Annotated in this window: 6 protein-coding genes, 3 tRNA genes, 1 rRNA gene, 1 other RNA gene and 1 other annotated feature; of the genes, 8 read left to right on the top strand and 3 right to left on the bottom strand. The window is 36.1% G+C overall.

What is annotated here, in order from left to right; genetic code table 11:
- Positions 1–31: 31 nt before the first annotated feature.
- Positions 32–1,624 (bottom strand): bifunctional phosphoribosylaminoimidazolecarboxamide formyltransferase/IMP cyclohydrolase, encoded by a 1,593-nt coding sequence (gene purH, locus GFK82_RS03725; RefSeq protein ID WP_226810875.1) that lies wholly within the window; start codon positions 1,622–1,624, stop codon positions 32–34.
- Positions 1,625–2,162: 538 nt separating this feature from the next.
- On the opposite strand from purH, the gene GFK82_RS03720 reads away from it, so the two are divergent.
- The 7 genes from GFK82_RS03720 (at position 2,163) to thrC (ending at position 12,076) form a co-directional block, all read left to right on the top strand.
- Positions 2,163–3,689, top strand: a 16S ribosomal RNA gene (locus tag GFK82_RS03720).
- Between the two features lie 66 nt (positions 3,690–3,755).
- Positions 3,756–3,832, top strand: a tRNA-Ile gene (locus GFK82_RS03715).
- Between the two features lie 133 nt (positions 3,833–3,965).
- A tRNA-Ala gene (locus GFK82_RS03710) sits at positions 3,966–4,041 on the top strand.
- A 367-nt stretch (positions 4,042–4,408) separates the two neighbouring features.
- A tRNA-Trp gene (locus GFK82_RS03705) sits at positions 4,409–4,484 on the top strand.
- Positions 4,485–7,245: 2,761 nt separating this feature from the next.
- Positions 7,246–7,362, top strand: a sequence feature (Thr leader region).
- A gap of 27 nt (positions 7,363–7,389) precedes the next feature.
- Positions 7,390–9,849 (top strand): bifunctional aspartate kinase/homoserine dehydrogenase I, encoded by a 2,460-nt coding sequence (gene thrA, locus GFK82_RS03700; protein ID WP_226811305.1) that lies wholly within the window; start codon positions 7,390–7,392, stop codon positions 9,847–9,849.
- A 1-nt stretch (position 9,850) separates the two neighbouring features.
- Entirely contained in the window at positions 9,851–10,783 is a 933-nt protein-coding gene (gene thrB, locus GFK82_RS03695) for a homoserine kinase (RefSeq protein ID WP_226811304.1), read from the top strand.
- A gap of 3 nt (positions 10,784–10,786) precedes the next feature.
- Positions 10,787–12,076 carry a threonine synthase gene (thrC, locus tag GFK82_RS03690; protein ID WP_226810873.1) on the top strand — a complete coding sequence of 430 codons (1,290 nt, stop codon included), beginning with the start codon at positions 10,787–10,789 and terminating at the stop codon, positions 12,074–12,076.
- 1,876 nt (positions 12,077–13,952) lie between these two features.
- Here thrC and ssrA read toward each other — a convergent pair.
- Both ssrA and smpB read right to left on the bottom strand, forming a co-directional pair.
- Positions 13,953–14,334, bottom strand: a transfer-messenger RNA (tmRNA) gene (ssrA, locus tag GFK82_RS03685).
- Between the two features lie 44 nt (positions 14,335–14,378).
- The gene (smpB, locus tag GFK82_RS03680) at positions 14,379–14,861 is read right to left on the bottom strand and encodes an SsrA-binding protein SmpB (RefSeq protein WP_226810870.1); all 483 of its coding nucleotides are present in this window, start codon (positions 14,859–14,861) and stop codon (positions 14,379–14,381) included.
- Between the two features lie 1,338 nt (positions 14,862–16,199).
- Here smpB and GFK82_RS03675 point away from each other — a divergent pair.
- The gene (locus tag GFK82_RS03675; RefSeq protein ID WP_226810863.1) at positions 16,200–17,447 is read left to right on the top strand and encodes a multifunctional CCA addition/repair protein; all 1,248 of its coding nucleotides are present in this window, start codon (positions 16,200–16,202) and stop codon (positions 17,445–17,447) included.
- Positions 17,448–24,083 lie beyond the last annotated feature (6,636 nt).

Below are 24,083 nucleotides of genomic sequence, written 5' to 3'. Positions count from 1 at the left end.
ATTACAATGTTTATGATATCGTGATTTTTTCTTAATGCCGGAAATGACGCATGTGGGTAAATAGCATGGCAATGCCATGTTCATTCGCGGCAGTAATAACTTCATGGTCTCGAATCGAACCGCCTGGCTGAATGATGCATTGTACACCTATTTTTGCTGCAGTATCAATTGCATCACGAAACGGAAAGAAAGCGTCTGAGGCCATTGCTGCTCCGTTAATATTTAAACCTTCGCTTATCGCTTTAATGGCGGCAATTTTTGCCGAGTAAATTCGGCTCATTTGCCCAGCGCCGATACCGATGGTGCGTTGATCGCGGGCATAAACGATAGCATTAGATTTAACAAATTTTGCCACCCGCCAGCAAAATAGTGCGTCTTGCATTTCTGCCTCGCTTGGTTGTCGTGTGGTAACGGTTTTTAAATTTTGTAGGTTGAGTACATCAATATCGCGTTCTTGTACTAGTAAGCCTCCGTTGACTCGTTTGAAGTCTAACCCCAATGTTTGGTCTTTCCAAGAGCCGCTACTGATTAGTATTCGTAGATTTTGTTTATCGGCAAGGAGGGGTAAGGCGTCCTCATCGACGGCTGGTGTGATAATCACCTCAACAAACTGTCGGCGTAGGATTAGCTTAACGGTATCGGCATTTAGCGGCCGGTTGAAAGCGATAACTCCACCAAACGCGGAAGTAGGATCGGTCTGGTAAGCTAAATCGTAAGCTGCTAATAGGGTTTTACCGATAGCTACCCCGCATGGATTTGCATGCTTAACAATAACGCATGCTGTATCTGTAAAAGTCTTCACACATTCAAGTGCGGTATCGGTATCAGCAATATTGTTATAAGAAAGCGGTTTTCCTTGGAGTTGTTGTGCAGTGGTTACTGATGCTTCATAGATCTCAGGATCGGAATAAAATGCTGCTAATTGGTGGCTATTCTCACCGTAGCGCATGTTTTGTCTTTTGATGAAATTGAGATTTAGAGTTCGTGGAAAGCGCCCAGAAGGCCGTTTTGTGTCGTCATAATAGGCGGGAACTTGACTGCCGAAATAGTTAGCTATCCTATCATCATAAAAAGCGGTATATTCAAATGCCTTTATCGCAAGGTTAAAGCGGGTTTCGAGGGTGAGTGAACCGTTGTTCCGATCCATTTCCGCGATCACTGAAAGATAGTCCGTGTTGTTGACCAAAATCGCTACATCTTTATAATTCTTAGCGCCAGCTCTTATCATAGCGGGACCGCCTATATCAATATTTTCCACTGCCTCTTCACGGGTACAGTCTGTCTGGGATACCTTGGCGGAAAAGGGATAAAGATTGACGACTACCATATCGATCGACGCGATTCCGTGTTTTTGCATAATAGTATCATCAAGGTCACGACGACCGAGAATCCCTCCATGTATTTTAGGGTGAAGTGTCTTTATGCGTCCTTCCATCATTTCAGGAAAACCTGTGTAGTCAGAAACTTCGGTAATCTGAAGACCTGATTTCTTTAGTAGATATGCCGTTCCGCCGGTGGCAAGTAGTAAAACGCCCCGGTGGGATAAAGATTGAGCAAACTCTAAAATACCGGTTTTGTCGGAGACACTGAGTAGTGCGCGGTTGACAGGACGTAGTGGTTGCATAAGAATGACCTTTCATCTGAGTAGTAATTTTAAGGTTAACTAGCCTGGTTTGGTAATACGGAACTGTATTGTCATCTGCAGGCATTCAAGTTTAACTAGAAACATTCATTTACATATATTGAAGAATGCTTGTGAATTTTTACTTGGTGATTCTTGTGAAGAAAAGTCCGTTAAAACATGTACAGAGCTATGTGTTTTTGAACAATAGTGGTTAACGTAACAATATGATTATATAGGTTCTTTTATGTTTAAAAATTTACGATATACAACATATTGTATAGCTACTCAATACACAAGGCATAAATAGATCAAATAATATGAAAGTTGACTTTCTTGACTTGACTTTATAAGAAAAATATCTATTATGTCTATTGGTGTCGGTTGAGGCACATTGGCACATCGTTCTTTAACAATTAATCAGACAATATATGTAGCAGTCACATAGATACTATGTGACTATAAAACGTCACATATTCAAGAGTAAATCAACGCATTTTTATAAAATGCTAGTCTTTATTCTTTAAGCATCAAGCTCGTGCATATAAAGAGCTTGATGATGTTTTAAATTGAATGCTTCTGACAGATCTAACACATTCAAATCATGCAGCGGAGGGGTTAATTCTATCTTGGTATTTGCCCTCGTAGAGAGTAATAACTATTTGAAATGATAGTTAATACCACATAATATCGCACGATCAAAGTGAAGGGATTTTGACATCCTTACACTACCGGATAAACTTAGAGCACTTTACTACCTACTAGTAGGTAACGTACTAATTCACTAGGCAGGATTCTGCGCTAGTTTACGAGGGGATAATCAGCAACACTGGCACTGAGATGCGGTGCAAACTCTTACCAGGAGTTTGGAGTCTAGAAATATTGCACATATAGAGGGAAACTCTGGTGTAGGTATGCCGTGTGTATTGAAGAAGGTTTTCGGGTTATACAGCACTTGCGGTCAGAAAAACAATAGTGTTAATACTGCCATCGATTAATATTATCCGCACAAGAAGCACCGACTCACTCCATGCCAGCATCTGCGGTAATACCGATGGGGATGTAAGCGTTAATCTGAATTATTAAGCGTAAAGCGTACCTAGGGGATATATTAAACTAGATGTAAAATTCCCGAGCTCAACTTAGGAACTGCATTAAAAACTTGGTAAGTTAGAGACTCGTAGTCTGGAGTGGGATGCCACGTGTATCGGTGAAATTCGCATGGATTCCGAAGAATACTAGTAGCGAAAGCAAGTTCCTCTGGAGGTCCAGGTTGACACTCAGGCATGCAAGCATGAGAAGAAAATAGAAGATTCATATACCCTGGTAGTAGTGCAAGACTGTACATGATATTGGTTTGAAAATTGTGGCCTTTCAGTTATTACTTTCCATCCTAACGTGTTAAATCAACCATCTGGAGGAGTACGGCCGTAAAGTTGAAACTAAAATGAATTGATGAGAGCTGTCACACGCGATGGAGCATATAATGTAATTTGATGCAACGCGAAGAACCTTGCCTATTCTTTAATATCTAAAGAACTTGCTTAAGCATACGTGAGCAGCAGCTTCCCCGCAGAAGCGTTAAGAGAGCTACTACATAGCTTGCGGCCGCTTATGTTTTATAATATTGAGTTAAGTCCCACAACAAACGTAGCCCTTATCTTTTTTCCAGCGATAAAGTCGGGAACTCAAAGGAGACTGCCAGAGATAAACCGGAGAAAGGTAGATATGACATTAAGTTATCATAATCCTTAACGGTGTATACAAAGAGAAGGCGTCTCTTACAAGAAGCAAATATTATACAGTGTGTCGTAGTTCGGATTGGAGTCTGCAATCCGACTACACGAAGTCGGAATCGCAGTAATCATTACATCAGAATGCTATGCTGATGTATGTTTCCGTAGCCTTGTATACACTGCCTATAACATTATGGATAGTAGTAAATTGTAAAAGAAGTGAGATGAATAGCTTAACGTACGGGAGAGCGCTCACCATTTTATGATTCATAACTGGAGTGAAGTTGTAACTAGGTAACCGTAGGAGAGTCTGCAGTTAGATCAGTTTCTAATCTAGATGATATGTTAAGTGATATGTCTACAGAGATTGTCTGATAACCATAGTCAGTAAAAAATTTAGGCTTGTAGCTCAGATGGTTAGAGCGCACCCCTGATAAGGGTGAGGTCGGTGGTTCAAATCCACTCAAGCCTACCAGTTAGGTAGGTATTTATGGTTGGGAATGGAAGTATATAGTCCATAAATAGTGAAACCTTATGCTGAATTATACAACATAAGGATGTCCCTTAGATCATGAAGGGACGCTCTTCTTACAATGTCAAATATTATAGGGGCTATAGCTCAGCTGGGAGAGCGCCTGTTTTGCACACAGGAGGTCAGCGGTTCGATCCCGCTTAGCTCCACCATTTTCTAGGCATGAGCAATTCACTGTATTTTGTTAAAAATACAAGAGTCTTAGCATATATTAATATAATTATAAATGTATCTTTAAAATTATTATGAGCGTATTTTTTACGCCTGTCTTTTGTTACAGTAATATTAAAAAGAGGCGTTACATTCACACTGTCTAGTGTTTTTCCGCATAAAGGAGTCACTGTGTGTACAGATTGTATGGTGCACCAACGGTGGTTCCATTTGCCAATATACTACTTATTGATAGTATAAATTCGTCATTTTTAGAGAAAACTGATTTTTTAACAAATTTAAAAATGTTAGTGTGAGGGGTCGACAATATTAAGAGGCGGGATAATTCTTATTTCCTACATCTTGTTTAGGGGCGTAGTTCAATTGGTAGAGCACCGGTCTCCAAAACCGGGAGTTGGGAGTTCAAATCTCTCCGCCCCTGCCAGCTATAAAACCTTTTTCATGTTGGATATCAAACGGTTTTTTCCTATGTAGTGCGTGGGATAAACAGCATCAGATATCTCAAATATTCTATATTATTTAAATTCAATCTAAGCTAAAAGTCGCACTATTCTATGGTTCTACCAAACGACACACTAGCTATGCTAATATGATTTTTGTTTTAAAAATTTAGCTTGAAATTTTGTTGATTTTAGATAGGTAGCACTGTTAATTGATGGTATAGAACGGATTGGATGTTATTTTTCGTTGTATATTTTGATATCTAGACAGATATAGAAGAGACTTCATTAAAGATCGATAATAACAATATAACTACGTAAGATTTTACATAGTGTTGTATTCGTTTTTCGATTTTAAAATTACCAGTACAGTTTAAAGAGAGTAAGTTTTTTAGAAAGATTGCTAGTTTTATTAAAAATGAAGAAAACAAAATATTTTTAAAACGTGAAAGTGACTTCCTGTTATAAAAGGAATAAATCGTGATCTTCTCTTTTTTAACAATATCTTTTTTCATTTTTCTGATTAGAAATTGATGGTGACTAATTAGCATGTATATGAGAATTTATTTATAAAATAGAACATGGTTCAAGATGATTTTATAGTCATGTTTAATATATGACTTTTTTATGTAATGCTATATTTAAATATGATTCAAGAATACTCTCGCCCCCTATCCAGGATCCTACCGGCGTTACATGGGGATATCAGAGTCCTGTTATGCTTTTTCATGAAGTTAACTTTCATCTACAACTTATCCCCGATTTTTTCTCATATCTATTGTATTGCCTATATTAATGCGAGGCACCGGTCAGTCTCTGTGAAGTAATTGGCACTGAAAATCGGTAGTGTAGACAATCTGATTTATTGGCAAGATCACCTTGAGTTTAATTAAAGATGATTATCTGCATACTACTTGTAGTTATGAACTGCTTTTATACCTTAATATAATTTTAAATTCCAATAGGATTGCAGAAGTAAAAAAAATAAAAAAGAGTGTGAGGCATAAAGAAAATAGCACCTGGTACTTATCAGATTAGTAAATAACTCCTCACCTTAAAGCATTTTCTTTTGCTTTCTATTGCTAAATTCCGTTTCTAGATCATGTTCGGTGAAAATTTTTTCAGATTTAGTAGCTATCTATTTTGGATGGCTTAAGTAATTGGTTAAGGGTAGCGATAGCAACAGCCTCTTCATCACGATCATTATTAATGAGATCCCACTATCTATTGTGAATGAATGAATACATCTACCTGTAGAGTTTCTCAACCATATTAACCGTGAATGGAGAGGGATTTGTATTAAAACCAGGTGTCGTTATCGTTCACAATCTGCCTATTCAGTAGATTTTTTCCTAAAAGCATTTCTATCCTAAACATATTCTTTTCCTTGATGATTCTTAGTCTGGAATTCTATGATTTTCATCACCTTACTAAATAGTATTGCGGTTTTTAACTTTTAATTCTATGTATTTGATTGTTTTCTAAACATAATATGTTTGCATCATTATATAGTACTAAAATAATCAGTGGTATTTTGATAAGTCAATGTCAATAATGTTTATTGACATTGATGTCTACTTATACTGCTTAGTCATGATTCATGACAAGATGGTATTAGAGGGATATATTTGGTAATAAAAGTTCAAGATGCTTCATTTTATGAAGAGGTAATAAATGCTTTTTAGCGCGGTATGTTTATTAACATAAGTCAATCACCTGTATTCATTGTCACTAAGTATAACAAAACCGTATAACATTGTCCGTATTCTGTCAATTTAAAATTGCTTTAGATCACTGTGTATATAGCTCTTACATGGGAAGTTAATATAAAATGCAGAAGCCAGATTCTTTTGAGTGTAATACTATACATAAGCATATTGAAGTAATCATGCTATCCGATATCTAACCTTAAAAGTTTAGTAAATAATTTTACTTCTTTGGCTAATTGATATATTTCTCTATATCAAGATTGCTGTGCTTTCTGTTTAAATTGGTCAGGATTTCTTATTTAAGAAATAATCCTATAAAGAAAATATTAATAATCAATCGTAAACGAAGGAAAGAGTCTTATATATGGATTTATTCTTCTACTGTAGGGAGTAATGAAATTTAAATGTTTTGTTTTATATGGTTATAGTTGTTTAATATTTTTATCCGTATCTAAAAAATAAAATCTGGGTGTATATACAATGTTGCATATAGGCATGGCTTCTAACGATGCTATTCCGGATATATCAATAATGGTAAGACATTTACATATCGTTTTTAGTATCAGAGAAAAATGAATGTATACGTTGATCTGAAGAACTGAATATAGCGCGATCTCTGGATCTATCAACTCATTTAAAAATCAAGGTATATGAGAAATACATAAGGTATATAAAATGCATTTGCAAATTAGTTATTACCATTTGAGTGAAGTGTATTCGATGAAACGCTATCTACATCTTACGTTCTATAATCAGAAATGACCGCGATTAGTATTAAGGGGAAATATGTTTTTAATCTATAAGGATGTTTTAAAATTTAATCTAGGAGCTTTAACAAGATATCTTGTTTTTTAGATATTGAATAGAACCTTAGATATATGCATCAATAGTATATTTTGTTATTATTTTGACATTCATTAAATGAGGTCTATTTGCTAGATAGAAAGAAGATATCCATTGACTTTATCGTCTAATTGTTTTAACCAGTAATGAGTGTAATAAAAAATAATGATAACGCCAACCATCATGCCTATCCGCTTCAGCCAAAGAACCATTGTTACCATCACCAATATCACTATGGGTAGCGGCGCGGGCTGAGGCATACAGGAATCTAGAAAAAAGCCCGCACTGTCAAGGTGCGGGCTTTTTTTTCAGCTTATTATCAGGAGATAAAACAGAAATGCGAGTACTGAAATTCGGCGGTACCTCTATCGCTAACGCAGAATGTTGTATGCGTATCGCCGATATCATTGAGAGTAATAGCCGCCAGGGACAGGTCGCGACGGTATTGTCCGCTCCGGCTGAAATTACTAACCATCTAGCGGCGATGATTGATTGCACACTTAACGGGATTGATATTCAGCCGAATATCCTTGCCGCTGAACAGATCTTTACCGGGATTTTAGATGGTCTAGCCGCTGTACAGGCGAGGTTTTCACTCGCGCTACTGCGTAGTTTGGTGCAACAAGAGTTTTCAAAGATTGAGCATTTGTTACATTCAGTTTCATTGCTAAAATATTGCCCAGATAGCCTGAAAGCCGCGTTTATTTTCTGCGGTAGCCAACTATCTGTCAAGGTCATGGAGGCGATTTTACGCGCCCGTGGTTTTGCAGTAACGGTTGTCGACCCAGTGAAAATGATACTTGCAAAGGGCAGTTATCTAGAATCTACGGTGGATATTGTAGAGTCCAGGCAGCGTGCTAAAAACGCTATGATTCCTATTGATCACATCATTTTAATGGCGGGATTAATAGCTGGTAATAAACAGGGGGAGGTAATGGTATTGGGTAGCAATGGTTCCGATTATTCCGCGACACTGCTAGCAGCCTGCCTTCGCGCCGATTGTTGCGAAATTTGGACGGATGTAGATGGTGTCTATACTTGTGATCCCTATCAAGTGCCCGATGCGCGTTTACTAAATCAACTTTCCTATCAGGAAGCGATGGAGCTTTCTTATGTTGGTGCTAAAGTTCTCCATCCCCGTACGATCATCCCGATTGCACAGTTTCAAATTCCCTGCCTTATTAAAGGCATCAATAATCCTCAGGCTCCTGGCACGTTAATTGGGCCGACAAGCGGTAAGGAAGACAATCCAGTTAAGGGAATCACCCATTTAAATCATATGGCGATGATTAATGTATCTGGCCCGGGAATGCCAGGCATGATCGGTATGGCTTCTCGGATTCTTGATAGTATGTCACGTTCCGGTACTTCCGTGGTACTAATCACTCCATCTTCATCGGGATACGGAATAAGTTTTTGTGTATCGCAGTCTGTGGTTCTGGATGCTCGCGAGGTGTTAGAGAGGGAATTCTCTCGAGAGCTTACAGATGGTCTATTAGAACCAATAGAAATCATTTCTAGCTTAGCGATTATTTCGGTAGTGGGCGATGGAATGCCAACACAACGAGGGTTTGCCGCAAAGCTATTTTCAGCACTAGCCCGGACCAATATCAACATTATCGCTATCTCGCAAGGATCCTCTGGGCGTTCTCTTTCGGTGGTGGTGGAGAATAACAATACAAGTACTGCTGTGCGGGTCGCACATCACATGCTATTGAATACGGATCAGGTTATCGAAGTTTTTGTTATTGGAGCGGGTGGTGTTGGCGGAGCGCTGATTGACCAGATCCGTCGTCAGCATTTGTGGCTTAAGGCTAAACATATCGATTTGCGGGTCTGTGGTATCGCTAACTCGCATACGTTACTCATCAATGTACGTGGTATCGATTTGGTTAACTGGAAAGAAGCGCTTACCGAGGCCCGTGAGCCTTTTAATTTAAAGCGTCTCATTCGTTTAGTAAAAAAAGATTATTTGCTGAATCCAGTGATTGTTGATTGCACTAGTAGCGAGACAATAGCCAATCAGTATGCGAATTTTTTAGCAGACGGATTTCATGTGGTAACCCCGAATAAAAAAGCGAATACTGCCTCAATGGATTATTATCGTAAAATACGCGCCACAGCAGCAGCTGCGAGACGTAAATTTCTTTATGATACTAATGTCGGGGCTGGTTTGCCGGTTATCGAAAATCTTCAGAATTTATTGAATGCTGGCGATGAGTTGAGTCGATTTTCCGGTATTCTTTCTGGATCTCTTTCCTTTATTTTCGGTAAACTTGACGATGGTATTTCGCTCTCAGCATCAACACTTTTGGCACGGGATAATGGTTATACGGAACCTGATCCGAGGGATGATCTTTCTGGTATGGACGTGGCGCGAAAGCTTCTGATTTTGGCGCGCGAAGCGGGATATGAATTAGAACTGTCGGATATTGATGTGGAGCCGGTACTACCAGGTAGTTTTAATGCCGGCACTGATATAGCCGATTTCCTTGCGAAATTGCCTGCCCTAGACGATGAATTTGCTGTTAGAGTTGCGAAGGCTGCCGCTAAAGATCGAGTGTTACGTTATGTAGGTAGCATTGATGAAGGGTGCTGTAAAGTTAAAATTCAAGAAGTTGGTGCGAATGACCCGTTATTTAAAGTAAAAGATGGAGAAAACGCGCTGGCGTTCTCAACTCGTTATTATCAGCCGTTACCGTTAGTGTTGCGCGGTTATGGTGCCGGAAATGATGTCACTGCTGCTGGAGTTTTCGCGGATCTTTTACGCACGCTGTCATGGAAGTTGGGAGTTTAACATGGTTAAAGTGTATGCGCCGGCCTCCATCGGGAACGTTAGCGTAGGTTTCGATGTGCTGGGCGCTGCGGTGTCGCCGTTGGATGGGACCCTGTTAGGCGATTGTGTTAGCGTGACGCGTGCTGATAACTTCACCCTTCAGAACGGTGGTCGATTTGTCAATAAATTGCCGATAGAACCAGAGAAAAACATTGTATATCAATGCTGGCAGCGATTCTGTGAGACGGTAGGAAAAACGGTACAGGTGGCTATGCGGCTTGAAAAAAACATGCCTATTGGCTCTGGCCTAGGTTCCAGTGCTTGCTCAGTAGTGGCAGCACTAGTGGCAATGAACGCTCATTGCGGGCGTCCATTAAGTGATGACCAAATGCTAATACTGATGGGGGAAATGGAGGGACGAATTTCCGGTGGTGTGCATTTTGATAATGTAGCACCCTGTTTTCTTGGCGGTATGCAGCTTATGCTTAATGAGAACGGGATTATCAGCCAGGCGGTTCCGGGATTTTCTGATTGGCTGTGGGTAATGGCCTATCCAGGTATTAAAGTAAGTACTGGCGACGCACGGGCAATTCTGCCGGCACAGTATCGTCGTCAGGACTGTATTAGTCATGGTCGTTATTTGGCGGGATTTATTCATGCTTGTCATACCCGCCAGCCGGCACTTGCGGCTAAATTGATGCAAGATGTTATAGCTGAACCTTATCGTACCCGTCTATTACCTGGTTTCGCTGACGCGCGTCAGGCAGTTGGCGATATTGGTGCACTAGCTTGTGGAATTTCAGGCTCGGGGCCGACATTATTTGCTATCTGTGATCGCACAGATACCGCTTTAAGAGTCGCCGATTGGCTACGGAAGCACTATTTGCAAAATGAGGAAGGATTTTTTCATATTTGCCGCTTAGATATATCGGGCGCCCGTATAATAATGGATTAAATAATGAAACTTTACAATATTAAAGAACACAATGAGCAGGTTAACTTTATTCAGGCGATTAAGCAGGGTCTTGGGCGTCAAAGAGGACTGTTCTTTCCTATGGAGTTGCCAGAATTTCCTAAATCTGAGATAGCCGAGTGGCTAAAGATGGATTTTATAACTCGAAGTGCGAAAATTATATCAGTTTATATTGGTGATGAACTACCATTTGAGCAAGTGTTACAGCGAGTAGAAGAGGCGTTTAACTTTCCAGTCCCAGTGATCCCAGTAAGCCAAGATGTCGCCGCACTGGAGCTCTTTCATGGTCCAACTTTAGCATTTAAGGATTTCGGAAGCCGTTTTATGGCACAGATGCTTACTAAAGTTAACCAGGGCTATCCAGTTACTATCTTAACTGCTACCTCCGGTGATACGGGGGCTGCAGTGGCGCATGCGTTTTACGGTTTAGATAATATACGAGTCATAATTCTCTACCCTGCAGGTAAAATTAGCCCCTTGCAGGAAAAACTTTTTTGTACATTAGGCGGTAATATTCAGACTCTAGCGGTTGAAGGGGATTTCGATGTTTGTCAAAATCTTGTAAAACAAGCTTTTGATGATAAATACTTAAGGAAGATGCTCGGGCTCAACTCTGCTAATTCTATTAATATTAGTCGGCTCTTAGCGCAGATTTGCTATTATTTTGAAGCGGCGGCGCAGTTGTACAAACAGACAGAAAATCAATTGGTGATTTCGGTACCGAGCGGTAACTTCGGCAATCTGACTGCTGCGCTACTAGCTAAAACCTTGGGGCTACCTGTGAATCGTTTCATTGCTGCTACAAATATTAATGATACCGTACCGAGGTTTTTAGGTAGCGGAAAATGGATACCTTATCCCACCATGGTGACGTTATCCAATGCAATGGATGTTAGCCAGCCAAATAATTGGCCTCGCGTGGAAGAATTATTCCGGCGAAAACGATGGGAGTTATCGACTCTTGACTATGGATGTGTCGATGATGAAACTACCGCAGAGACAATGCGCGAGCTTTTAGAGCTGGGTTATACTTCTGAGCCGCATGCTGCTATTGGCTACCGTGTCCTACGCGATAGTCTTCAGCCGGGTGAGTTTGGTTTGTTTCTCTGCACTGCTCACCCCGCCAAGTTTAAGGAATCAGTGGAAAAAATCCTCAATAAAAGTATATCGTTGCCACCGGAATTAGCGATGCGAGCAACCTTACCGCTCATGTCATCGTGTATACCGGCGTCGTTTAGCGCCCTGCGTCATTTTATGTTAGGGGTGGTTACATAGAATACCTTGAAAACACTTCGGAGATATTTATCTTGGAATGGCCCCCGAATTGTTTTTTTGATTTAGTCTATTTAGATGTCATATATCTATATGACCATGGCCGTTCTGACTTAACGAACTATATGGCTAATTATAAGAAACATATAGATAAATACCCTGCACTATACTTTACTCGATTACGTTAGCATATAGTGCTAATTAATTTTTAATTAATGAATCTTTTATTTTTGTTATAATACAAGTGTCATCCTATTGCCAATACAGTGATCGTCGATAACGAGTGATTTTATCTTTTTTGGCGATTGTGTTGGTTTTTATTGTGTTTTTGATTTTTAGGAAAAACTATGCACTTTCTTTTGAGTCTATACCAATGACATGATAGTGGTAAGAAGGTACTTCTCATGCGAGATTTGATATTCGATAATTTATCGATCAATATCGAGCATCTAATTGATAGGTTTCTTAACACATTCACCAGATTCACATCGAACGAATATCAATGGGTACAAGTAAAAAGCAAAAAGGATATCTCTTTGAGAGATAAAAACTTGGTTCAAATTCTATTTGGTGTGATTTAGATGTATCTTCTTAGCTATGATTACGGTGAGTAGTTACGTTTAGGCTAGTCATGTTTTCTGTTTGAAAAGGTTGAATATTACTCGGATGAGAATTTTTTTTTCAGTTGTCACTGCTGATGAATATACCTTCACCATTTTATTACTCAACCAGCTTTCTTATATCGATGAGGTAAAACGAATAGGTAGTACATCTTAGCCAAATCATGACACGGTGTATAAGTAAGTTTTCTGTCCTGAAGGATGACATCAGAACAAGTGTTACTTTTTATAGTGCTATCTTTAATTCTTTTAGAAAATATTTAGATTAAATCTTTAAAATGTAGTGCCCTTTTCCTTCTACTTACTAGATAGAAGAAGTTTTCTTCGTTAATTTTAGTGTGCATATTTCTTATTTTTTTTACTTGCTCTGTTTTTAAAAGGTAGAAAATATAATTGTTTCCCTTTGAAATAAGATTAGACGTTGCAGTCTAGGCTGCATAACCTACAGAATCATGAACCGTGAAGGAAAGTAGCTATTTATTAAAAATCGGCCAACTGTTAGGAAGTGGTTAACTATGTATCTTGTCACTGCTATTGAATCCTTACATAAACTTTGGTATGCAAAGGTTTTTTCTTAATATCTAATAAAGGATATTAAGTATAATATGGTTATATACCCTGAATTTTATAAGAAGAATACAGTTAAGATAGATATTTGCTGATGCGGCTATTCATCGTTTTGCGTTAGATAACTAAAGAGAATAAAACTAATTCTACTGTTAATAATGCCTAGTATGCCGTAGTTAAAAGTACGCAAATGAAAGAGAACAGTATTGATGTTTAAATAGACATAGGGTTTTGGAAGTTCATGTGTTCATACGTTGGGAAATGGCCCGTGGTTTCTTGGATAGGCGATTCAAGTGCTGGAAGATATCCTGTGTGTCTTAATGCAGCGGTCATCTAAAACTTTTCTCTAGCTTTTTAGATAAATGTGAAGATAGATTTTACATCTAGTGATATGTTGATATTTCTGATTAGAAGCGTAAACGTTTGGAAATGGGTTTGATTTTACATACATCATACACTACACTTTACTTCAGCAACAGGTGCTGAACGCCTGTTGTAGATAGATGATATGAAGCTTTAAATGCAACTCACGATTACTATAAATCATAAAGATTTGAATTTTTATGAAAGTTTTTTAGAGAGAAGAAAATAAGTTGGTTTAAATAAGTCATCTCATCTTGTATACGTGATGATGATGCGGGTTTACTTTTAAAGTAAACATTTTATCTATACGCATTACTATATTTAAAATTGTATGGAGCTGGCGGGATTTGAACCCGCGTCCGGGATTTCTACACTGTTAGCACTACATGCTTAGTCCAGTTTTTATATTCACTTGTCAACTGCAAGTGGACATGCCGCTAACAAACTAGCCTAATTAGATTTAACGTTTTAGCCTTAGGCAAGACATTTGCGCGATCTCTTATGACTTTGACCTCTCTTGATCCCCTTTCTAAGAGAGGAGACTAGGGAGAGAGGGAATCTTCAGTGTATTAGACTGATTACGCTGCTAAGGCAGCAGATTCGTATTGCGAGTGGTTTGCAATTATTTTTTTTGAGGCTTTTTTCGAGGCCAGCCTCACCTCGGCATGCACCTTGAGCTTCGTAAATCCCGTCAAATCCATAATCAGCCCCATATTGTTATTCCATGATAACTATATTATAGAAGTTAATCAACTCTATTGTTTAGCATGTTTCATGATACGAGCTTTATTGAGTTGCCATTCTCGTGTCTTGATCTCCGTACGTTTATCGTACGCCTTCTTGCCCTTGGCAATGCCAACTTTTACTTTTACCCAAGCATTTTTCCAATAGATTGAGAGGGGCACAATAGTGTAACCTTCTCGATTAACGCGACTAAATAGCGAATCCAGCTCATGTCTATGGAGCAATAGCTTTCGGGTTCGTATTGGATCAGGGAAAACATGTGAAGAAGTAAGAAGCAATGGTTGGAAGGTAGCGCCAAAAAGGTAGGCTTCTCCATCTCTCAGTATAACATAACTCTCCCTGATATTCCCTTTGCCAGCCCGTAGGGACTTGACTTCCCATCCTTGTAATGACAATCCTGCATTAATCTCTTTTTCAATAAAGTATTCGTGCTTTGCACGATTGTTTTGCGCAATCGTGCAAGAATGTGGTTTATGTGTTTTTTTCTTTTGCATGCTAACTAATATTATACATTTAAGTGTGGAGAAGAAAAGCTTTTGCGTCATCTGGACAGGTTTTTATTATAAATCTAGCCTGGCGAGGTATGTGTCATTGTTTTTTATCTTATTGGAGATAAATGATAATATGGTATTGAAGTGTTTAAGATGGTCATTAATATAGTGTATATGACGTGTTTCGCTTTATGTCCATATAGCACAGAGAAAACATGTTTTCATTAATGATCTAAATTTTACTCTAGCATTTATTTTAAATATACTACAAGTGGGATACTGAAGTAAAACAGTAAGGAATTTAGTAGTGAAATGCATCTTTCTAAACTAAGTATCAGTTACTCATTAAGTAATTAGAGATTATATCATTAGCAATACCTACATTTCAAAATTCTGAAATGTAAACTGTTATAGCGTTTTACACTCGATTATGGTTTCACCGTTAGTGAAAAGGTTTCTCATACTGAGAAACCTTGATTTTATTTACCTGCTATAAAAAAACGAGGTTTTATATACCTGATATAAATATCAGGTATATAAAATGGTATTTGGTAACACCTTAATTCTTAAATATATGGATTAAACTCTCTAATGATAGATTGCGTAAAAAAGTATCGAAGATTAATTAAAATCTTAATTTGTATTGTATAGAGACGGATGATGATTTATCGAGTGTCATGATTTATACTAAAAAAACACTGAATATGTTTCTATCTGAAAGAAATTGCGTCACTAATTTTATACAGTTAATTATAAGTCTTGATTTTTTATCTTCGATGAACACTCTGTTTTATGTTCAAATTATGTAACGTGTATTGAAAACTAGTAGTATTCAGGAATTCACATAGCCACTCTTACAGAAAATCTAGTACGAAAAATCACAGGGAAAACAACAAATATTTCTAAAGAGCTGTTATGGTTAAGTTCAAATTATAGAGGATAAGACATATAAAATTTTGTTCTCTAGCACTACCATCTCCTCGTATTAGGTATTGATCGGTTCAGAGAACCCATAACATTTAGTTAAAGTAGATGTTATGGGTTATTTGAGTAAAGTATATTTTTGTTTTTTTTTGAAGTATTCATTGCCTTATTTCAAATATTTTATCGTCATGATATGTGACCTCAGATTGTGTCTCTTCCCAAACTATATTGCTATAGAAACAATTGAATGACGAGAGTTGCTGTCATAACAGGGGGCGATATGTTAGTCAGTATAAGACATGAATTTCTATGAAAGAAAAGAATTTAGTTGAATTTAAATCTTGCAAAATAATCTTATTTTTTTTAGAAGTCACAGATTGCAATAACAAAAAATACGCGCTGTGGTAGGAGAGAATTGTGAAAAAATATCTGGTCGGCGGCGCCGTTCGTGACATGATATTGCAACTTCCTGTTACAGAAAGAGACTGGATTGTGGTCGGGGCAACGCCGCAAGAAATGTTGACTCAAGGTTATCAACAGGTCGGTAAGGATTTTCCAGTATTTCTTCATCCGAAAACCCGGGAAGAGCATGCGCTAGCTCGAATAGAACGCAAATCTGGTCAAGGGTATACTGGTTTTATTTGCCATATTTCGCCATTAGTCACTCTAGAAGAAGATTTGAGTCGCCGTGATCTCACCATTAACGCTATTGCTTGCGACGATTCAGGGAATTTGATCGATCCTTATCAAGGGCAAAAGGATATTCAGCAACGATGTTTGCGTCATATTTCAAGTGCCTTTCAGGAAGATCCACTAAGAGTGTTAAGAGTTGCGCGTTTTTCTGCACGTTTTGCACATTTGGATTTCCGGATTGCCCCAGAAACACTAGCGATAATGAAATGTATGACTGATGAGTTGCCGCTGCTGCCTTCTGAACGCGTCTGGAAAGAAACAGAGCGAGCACTGGCAACCCAGAACCCGCAGGTCTATTTTCAAGTCTTGCGAGATTCTGGTGCATTAAACGTTTTGTTTCCGGAGGTGGATGCGCTATTTGGTGTTCCGTCCCCAGCAAAATGGCATCCGGAAATTGATACTGGTATACATACCCTGATGACGGTGTCAATGGCAGCCCGGTTGACGGATGATATTGCGGTAACTTTTGCCTCGCTTTGTCACGATCTAGGCAAGGCGTTAACTCCGCGTGCACTGTGGCCTAGCCATCACGGTCACGGTCCAGCTGGTGTTAAAGTAGTAGAAAGATTATGCCAACGCCTGAAAGTACCAAACCCGATGCGGGATTTAGCAAAGATTGTGGCACGATACCATGACATATTACATAGTGCTGAGAGCCTGACTCCGAAGATGTTGACGAAACTCTTTAGAGAACTGGATGTGTGGCGTCATCCACAACGCTTAGAGCAGATCATCCTTTCTAGTGAAGCTGATGCGCGCGGGCGTTCCGGATTTGAAAATCAGGTCTATTCGCAGGGTGAGTTTTTACGCGAAGCGTTCCGTATAGTCGATTCAGTCACGGCGCGTGACGTAATTATGTCAGGATTTTCAGGCATGCAAATTGGGGAAGAGTTGAATCATCGACGCCAGAAATTGCTGGTTACCTGGAAGCAAGAGCGGGAGAGTTTGCATGGTGCGATGATTAAAGACTGAATTACCGCTCTTCTATCTCTTCTGGCCTGAATACTTAAAAGTTTCTCTTCGTGGAGTGTTAAAATAGTAGGGCATTCCCATTATAGATTTAGTTATGGTGGTTTCTATCTATTTTAGATGGTTATTTGATTTAACTATACCCATTAAGATTAAAATAATTTATTGTTTGATGAAGCGATTATTATCTGTCTCTTTGAAAGCGGGATCGTTAGTGGTATGCTTTTTCTTTAGATTTATATCGTTTTCTAGAAACCAGATTTTAATTTTACGCTATAAATAAAAAAGAGAGTCTTAAATTGAATGTGTTGAGTGAGTTTTACATTCATTTATGTGGGTTTAGTTTTGTACTATATTTTTATATTATCTACTAATATTGTAGTAGGTAAATTTTGTCTTAAGTAAGACTTAATCATAGTGAGGCGTCTATTGATACGGAATGATTTAATTTTAGTTTTGAGAACAGTGATTATGTTTGTAAAGTATGCATTACATATGTTCTTGAATTTTTTAATTATGCTTTTCTCTATATTTAGCGCTAAACTAAGATAGCGCTCGCTATATTATACTTTATATATCATCGAATGCATTTATGTTATGGGAGGACTGGAATATTTGCGTCGTTTTAAAAGATAACCGATGTATTTTTTGCTGAGCTATAAGTGTTTCCTAAGTTAGTTGCGATGTTGTGCGTTGGCTGTACTTTTCTTTTTTTATGTGTAGAAGACATTGTGTATTTAGATAACTAGTGTTTTTATTTTTTGATAATTTGTTCTCATCAAATATATTTGGTACATGCTTATAGTGCTAATCTAAACAGCAATTCTAGATTAAGTAAGATATAACCTGATACAGGTAGTGATGTATTTTTGTAAGGGTATGACGAGAAGACACAATCCATGTTAGGGAAAGGACAGGTTATTTTAAATCAGTGAGCAATGTTGTCTGTAACCCAGACAGAACAAACGAGTAATTTATCAATAATTATATTTATCGATTGATAGACAAAGTTATTCTGGCAATGTGATTATGGTTAGTAAAAGCGAATCTAGATATGTTAGTTTCCGAACTGATACTGTTGTAAACAGTGGTATGACGACAGTGTTATTCTGTTTATATGATTGTTTATCAGACTGAGTAGAAAACATTAGTATTATCACCAGGAACTACACAGGTGGTTAAACTAAAGTGATGGATAAATTGTTTAAAAATTTTAAGAAGAGTAAGTTTTTTACTTAGATGAATATAGCATAATGATATAATTATAATTTGTAAATTTATAAATACATTGAGTTTAGATTATTAGATACATGATCTAACCCTAAACCCTAGGGTTGACTTAAAATGCAAAATGTAACTTACAATTTAGGTTTTTTATATCATGCTTAAGTATTCCAAGTAACCTTGGCTACCCCGGGGGTAGATAATATGACATTATAAGATATAACATACAGTTAGCGGTTGAAACTTATATAAACTACGTTTTAAATAAACTTAAAACTACGTACTATTATTGCTTAGTATACTCGAAGCACTCAATCAGTGATCTCTTAGTAGAGAGATTAATTCTTTTTCTATAGGACTTCTCTGTATTACAGAGCTGATGTTGAACCTCCATCATACTAAAACACCCTAAAACCACAATTAGTGATTTAGCGGCCCCCTTGACCCAGGCAAAGAGAAACATAATCAATACCAGTCTAGATCATGGTAAAGAAGCTATTTGTGTTCTACAAAAATAATCTTTATTTAATCGCAGGATAACTCTTAAGGTTCTAAGTTCAATTCTACAAAACGTTTACCTCTATGCTGATTTACGTGAAATTATGTTAAAACATGACATTCCATTTCAGAATGAAATATGCATTATTCAAGTCATTTTCCTCTTTCACTAGGTAAACAGTACTACTGAGATAAATTATTACTGTATCTCCTGATTGATATTGTTTGAATATGGGTGTTAAGCGGAAAAAGCTATAGAGGCTGGAACGATAATCCATTCTTGATTGCTGACTGGTTACATATTGCGAGGATTGTTTCTTATTTAAGAATAGTGGCTCTATTCAAGGGTTATTGAAAATAATTCACTAATTCAAGCAGGATTCTTCTATGTTGAAATAGGAGAGCTATAGAGAATGTTTACATGATATCAATAGTTATGATATGGGTGATATACCTAGTTTCGTTACATAAGAATAACAGATGGTTAAAGAATCGTAGTCGATTATCTATATCATGGTATCGGCTATTTTAGGAAAACCTAAATGGATTTCATGCGTATTAGGCGGTTATTGATAAATAGTAATCAATAATATAGTTATGCATTCTGCTCTGTTCTTCATTAGTTCTAACTCGCAAGAGTTACTTCTTAAAATACTGAAAAACTTGTAGACGATATTAATAGCAAGCAAAGGTGTTATTATTTTCTGATTAATTTTAAACTATAAGGAAATTATAAAAGTTTATCTAACAATACATATTGTATATTTTAGCTTGAATATTATTATAACATACCAGAGTAACTGTAAGATAAACAGGTAGTAAATGCAGTAGAAATATACTTATCTAGACCTTCTTCGTTATCATCACGTTTTTTTAAAGTTTAAGAGAGATTGCTAGTGAGATTTTTGATCTGAACATACGGACTGATAGTCCTCCTACTCGTGAAGCCCCAGTAATGGAAAATAGTTATGCCGATACTATGATTCTACTATTAACTTACTGAGTAAGAAGTTGATATATCAGCATCTGATTTACTGGTGATATAAAGGATTAATTAGTTAAAATATTCTCTATTACAGAAATTTTTTCTATATTAAAAAAGGCCTCGCGTATTTTTATGAGGTAATTCGATATAATTGAGTTTAAATATTAGTTTTACTATTGTTATGAACAATCGCTATTGTCCTTATAATATATAACAATACAAATAAATTATAGAGCTGCGTTACTGAAATAACATTTCAACGTTAGGGATCCTGAGATAGATTTTGGTATAGATTTTCGTTAAAAGAGATAAAAGTCCCAGTAGGTACATTTTACTAATAAGCTCTTTAATATAATTAGAATTAATTTAGCATACTGTAGTGATAACTTAATCGTTATTCAATTCCTGGAGTGTCTTATACGGCTAATGAAGTGGGTGGTGATAAATAGATTCCTAGTTTTTTCCTACTATTATAACGAGGTGATATTACTGAAGGAAATTTTATTAATTTATCGGAAATATCCGATAATTCATAATATCTCAGTACTTTGTGTGGTTAAGTAAAAGTAGGAGTAGTACGCTATTGCCATTGAAAAATAAGGTGTTGTCCATTCGAATCTTTTCTTATTATTATAAATAATTTATGGTATCGCGCTTTTCAGTCTAGAATTGGAGCAGAGTTTATCTAAACTACTTTATTCTGGCAATAATACTGTATCTGATTTTTAGATAAAAATAGCATAAATTCAAATGGTGTAGTAGACGTAATTAATATAATTACTGCATCCTTTCAACAAGGCGATACAGGGGGATAATGGGTGGCGTATAGAGTGAAGTATACAGGCTTTGTAATTTGTAGTTTCTAAATTTTTAAGCATCTAATCGATTTAAGATCATCTTAATTTAGTTACGGGTATTGCTAAACTTTTTTATGTCACTGATGTGTTTATAGAAGCGGCCAACCTAGCAATCGGCAATGATGAATGAATTTCATTAGTAACAATTTATTTTGATTCATCGAGACATACATGGATACCATAATAATTATCCACCTTGTTAAAATAGAATATAAAATAGCTATTTTGCTATTTTGCTATTTTGCTATTTTGCTATTTAATTCCTGAAGTGTTTATAGAGTAATCTAGTATGATTAATAAAATATATTAAGCATAAAATATATTAATTAGATAGATCAACATAAGTTTTATATTAAATAACTGTTTCTTGAAGCCATGTATTTATCTGTAAGTAAAATAGCTTTTTAAAGTTAAAATCGTATTGATTTGCAATAATTTTTTAAATTCTGTGAGCAACTCTGTAGTTGATAATTGTAGTTTTATTAAATAAATTCACAGTGATATAAAAACACTAGAGAACAAGAAAGTGTTTCATAATTTAATATTGATAAAGTAATTTTACTTGTCCTGATTGTGTATATATGAAAGCCATTTTATATTTTATGAAGACTAGTGAAGTTAAATGAATCGTTTAGATAGAATTCTGATTATTCTTCTAGAAATATTTTTTAATGTATTGTGGAATATTATTCATAAAAATGATAAGAGTCTGAGGCTATAGTTAATTTTTCAAGTATGTAGTGCGGGTATAAATTTCTTTCGGGTATATGGTATAGTTGAGTGAAAATCAGCGACCGTTAAACGGTTAGCATAAGCTGGACGTAAGTGGATCAGAGAATCTATATCTTGGTAAGACATTCATCTAAAAAAATGTATAATGTGAATTATTATGTTAAGTATGTAGTTTTTCTGAAAAACTAGATATACCATAGATGGGGTATTTTAGTAGTGTTTTCTACCTAACGTTATTAATAATTTTATAAAGATGCAATACTAGCGATACAGGAGAAAATCGTTTTGTCTACTTGTCGAAGACAAGATGTATCTCGCTATTATCGTATGAATAGCGATGATGGTTTATCTTGGATAAATAAAGTGAATCATAGAAATGGTGTTTCAATGAGTTTAACATATAAAAATTTCAGATAAATCTTCTTCTGTTCTGTTAGCAAGGATTATCTATGCGCTTCTGATTCATTTTGATAAAAAATGAAAGCGTCAGTTTTAGTTTCACCATTTTTAATCTTGGTGTTGCTACTCATACGCTATAACTATTTCTATTAATGCAGTGAGAGATATTGTGGCTTATTAATACAATTTTACTAGTCCGTGATGACGTATCTAAGCGATAGGGAAGCAATTTAATTTTTATGATAACACCTAGAGCGAAAACATGGTGGGTATAGATACCGATTCTTCATTATCACTTACACTATGTTGGTTTGAAATTAGGAAAATCAGATACACATATTATTTCAATTTACTAAAGACGTGCTATGTAACTAGGTTACAGAATAATTCCTGTATATAGTTAAGATTTTTATATTAAAAAAAATCAGTTCTTTTCTTGATCCTAATCCTACGCAAGGTTTGATAGTATATTTAATACGGTTTTTTAATATTAAGCTATCCCCCTTTTAGCAAAACTATTAGTTTTGCTCATGCTATCTATTAAGAGAGATTATGTGCGTGTGTTTTTAACAGTCTTTAACATACTTAATTGGTAATATAGACATTCTACTTTTTATAAAAATACGATATTTGATCATTAATTATTGATATTAAATGTATTAATAATCTCAAGGTCTAGTAAATTACAGACTCTGAAAAGTAACGAAGAAGAGAGATCTCTTTCGAGATGCCGCATGTGTATTCGAATTTTATATTAATTTTTTATCAATAAATGTGAATACTATTTCTGAGTGAAGAGAAGATTCAATTGTATATTATAATGGTTTCGATGAAATATGAATAACGTGGTTGCCAGTTTTATCATGGCCGACTTTATTATTATCATATATTTAGGTTCTTCGCGTTATCGGATAATAAAGGGTTTAGGTGGGTTTGTTAAGAAATTTACTGTTGGAAGGTTAATTTTTATATAAAATCTTATCGATTGTCCTTGTTTATCATAAGGAGGATATAAATACTGTTCTTGAGGTAAAATAATATAATGATTTATCTGTATTTTAAAGTAATTAGGGTTACCAAGAGTATCTAGTAATTAATAGGATCGTGTTCGTTGCATCTAACTGGTATAATCACTCAGAAATGACTCCTTTTTATAATAATAGAATATGATATTAAAAAATACAGTGAACTTTATTAATATATAAATTAGGTTCTCGTTGGTTTAAAATTTATGAGACTTATATCTTATAAAACGGTATGTCTTCATAAGAATTTTATGGTGTCTATATTTTAATTCCTGAAACCTGTGATATCAGTGTTCAGTATATTTTCGATTCATGTAGACTCATGTAAACTCATGTAGACTCATGTAGTAAGATTAATTTAAAAGTAATTTTTTAAAATGTATAGCATACAGTATAATTCTCTATGAATTTGTATGTAGAGGTGAATCTTTATATAAAGAAATTACGTAAAATCTTATAATTTTATTTTTATGTTATTTTATTTCATAAATGAGATTGAGTTTTATCCCTCTAACAAAATGAAAGTACACTTAATCTAGCCCGCCCTGAATATCGTTCACTTTATATATCCCATCGTCATATATTGCTTAAAACAGCATTAATACAAAGAAATATGAATGTGTTTTTATTAGAAAATACAATATAGATTATTATATTAGTCGCATAAAATATTTATAAACAAAGGCAATAGTCGGTTGTATTTATGGTGATATAGGAGATGTAGTAGATAAGATGATACTCTTCTTAAGAGTGATGTAGAGATTGAGTTTAAATCGTATTGATATGTTACATGAGATAATTAGGTATTGCTTCAGTTGGAAAAGGATAGTAAAACTTTATTTGAGTTTATGAAAGATGGCTAGGCAGAGAAACATGAATCATTGGAAATAATATGTTGCTGTTGTATAAGTGGAATATG

This window comes from Candidatus Steffania adelgidicola (assembly GCF_020541225.1).
Lineage (GTDB): Bacteria > Pseudomonadota > Gammaproteobacteria > Enterobacterales > Enterobacteriaceae > Steffania > Steffania adelgidicola.
Note: the sequence above shows the minus strand (reverse complement) of the source record. Positions and strands in the feature narration are given on the sequence as shown.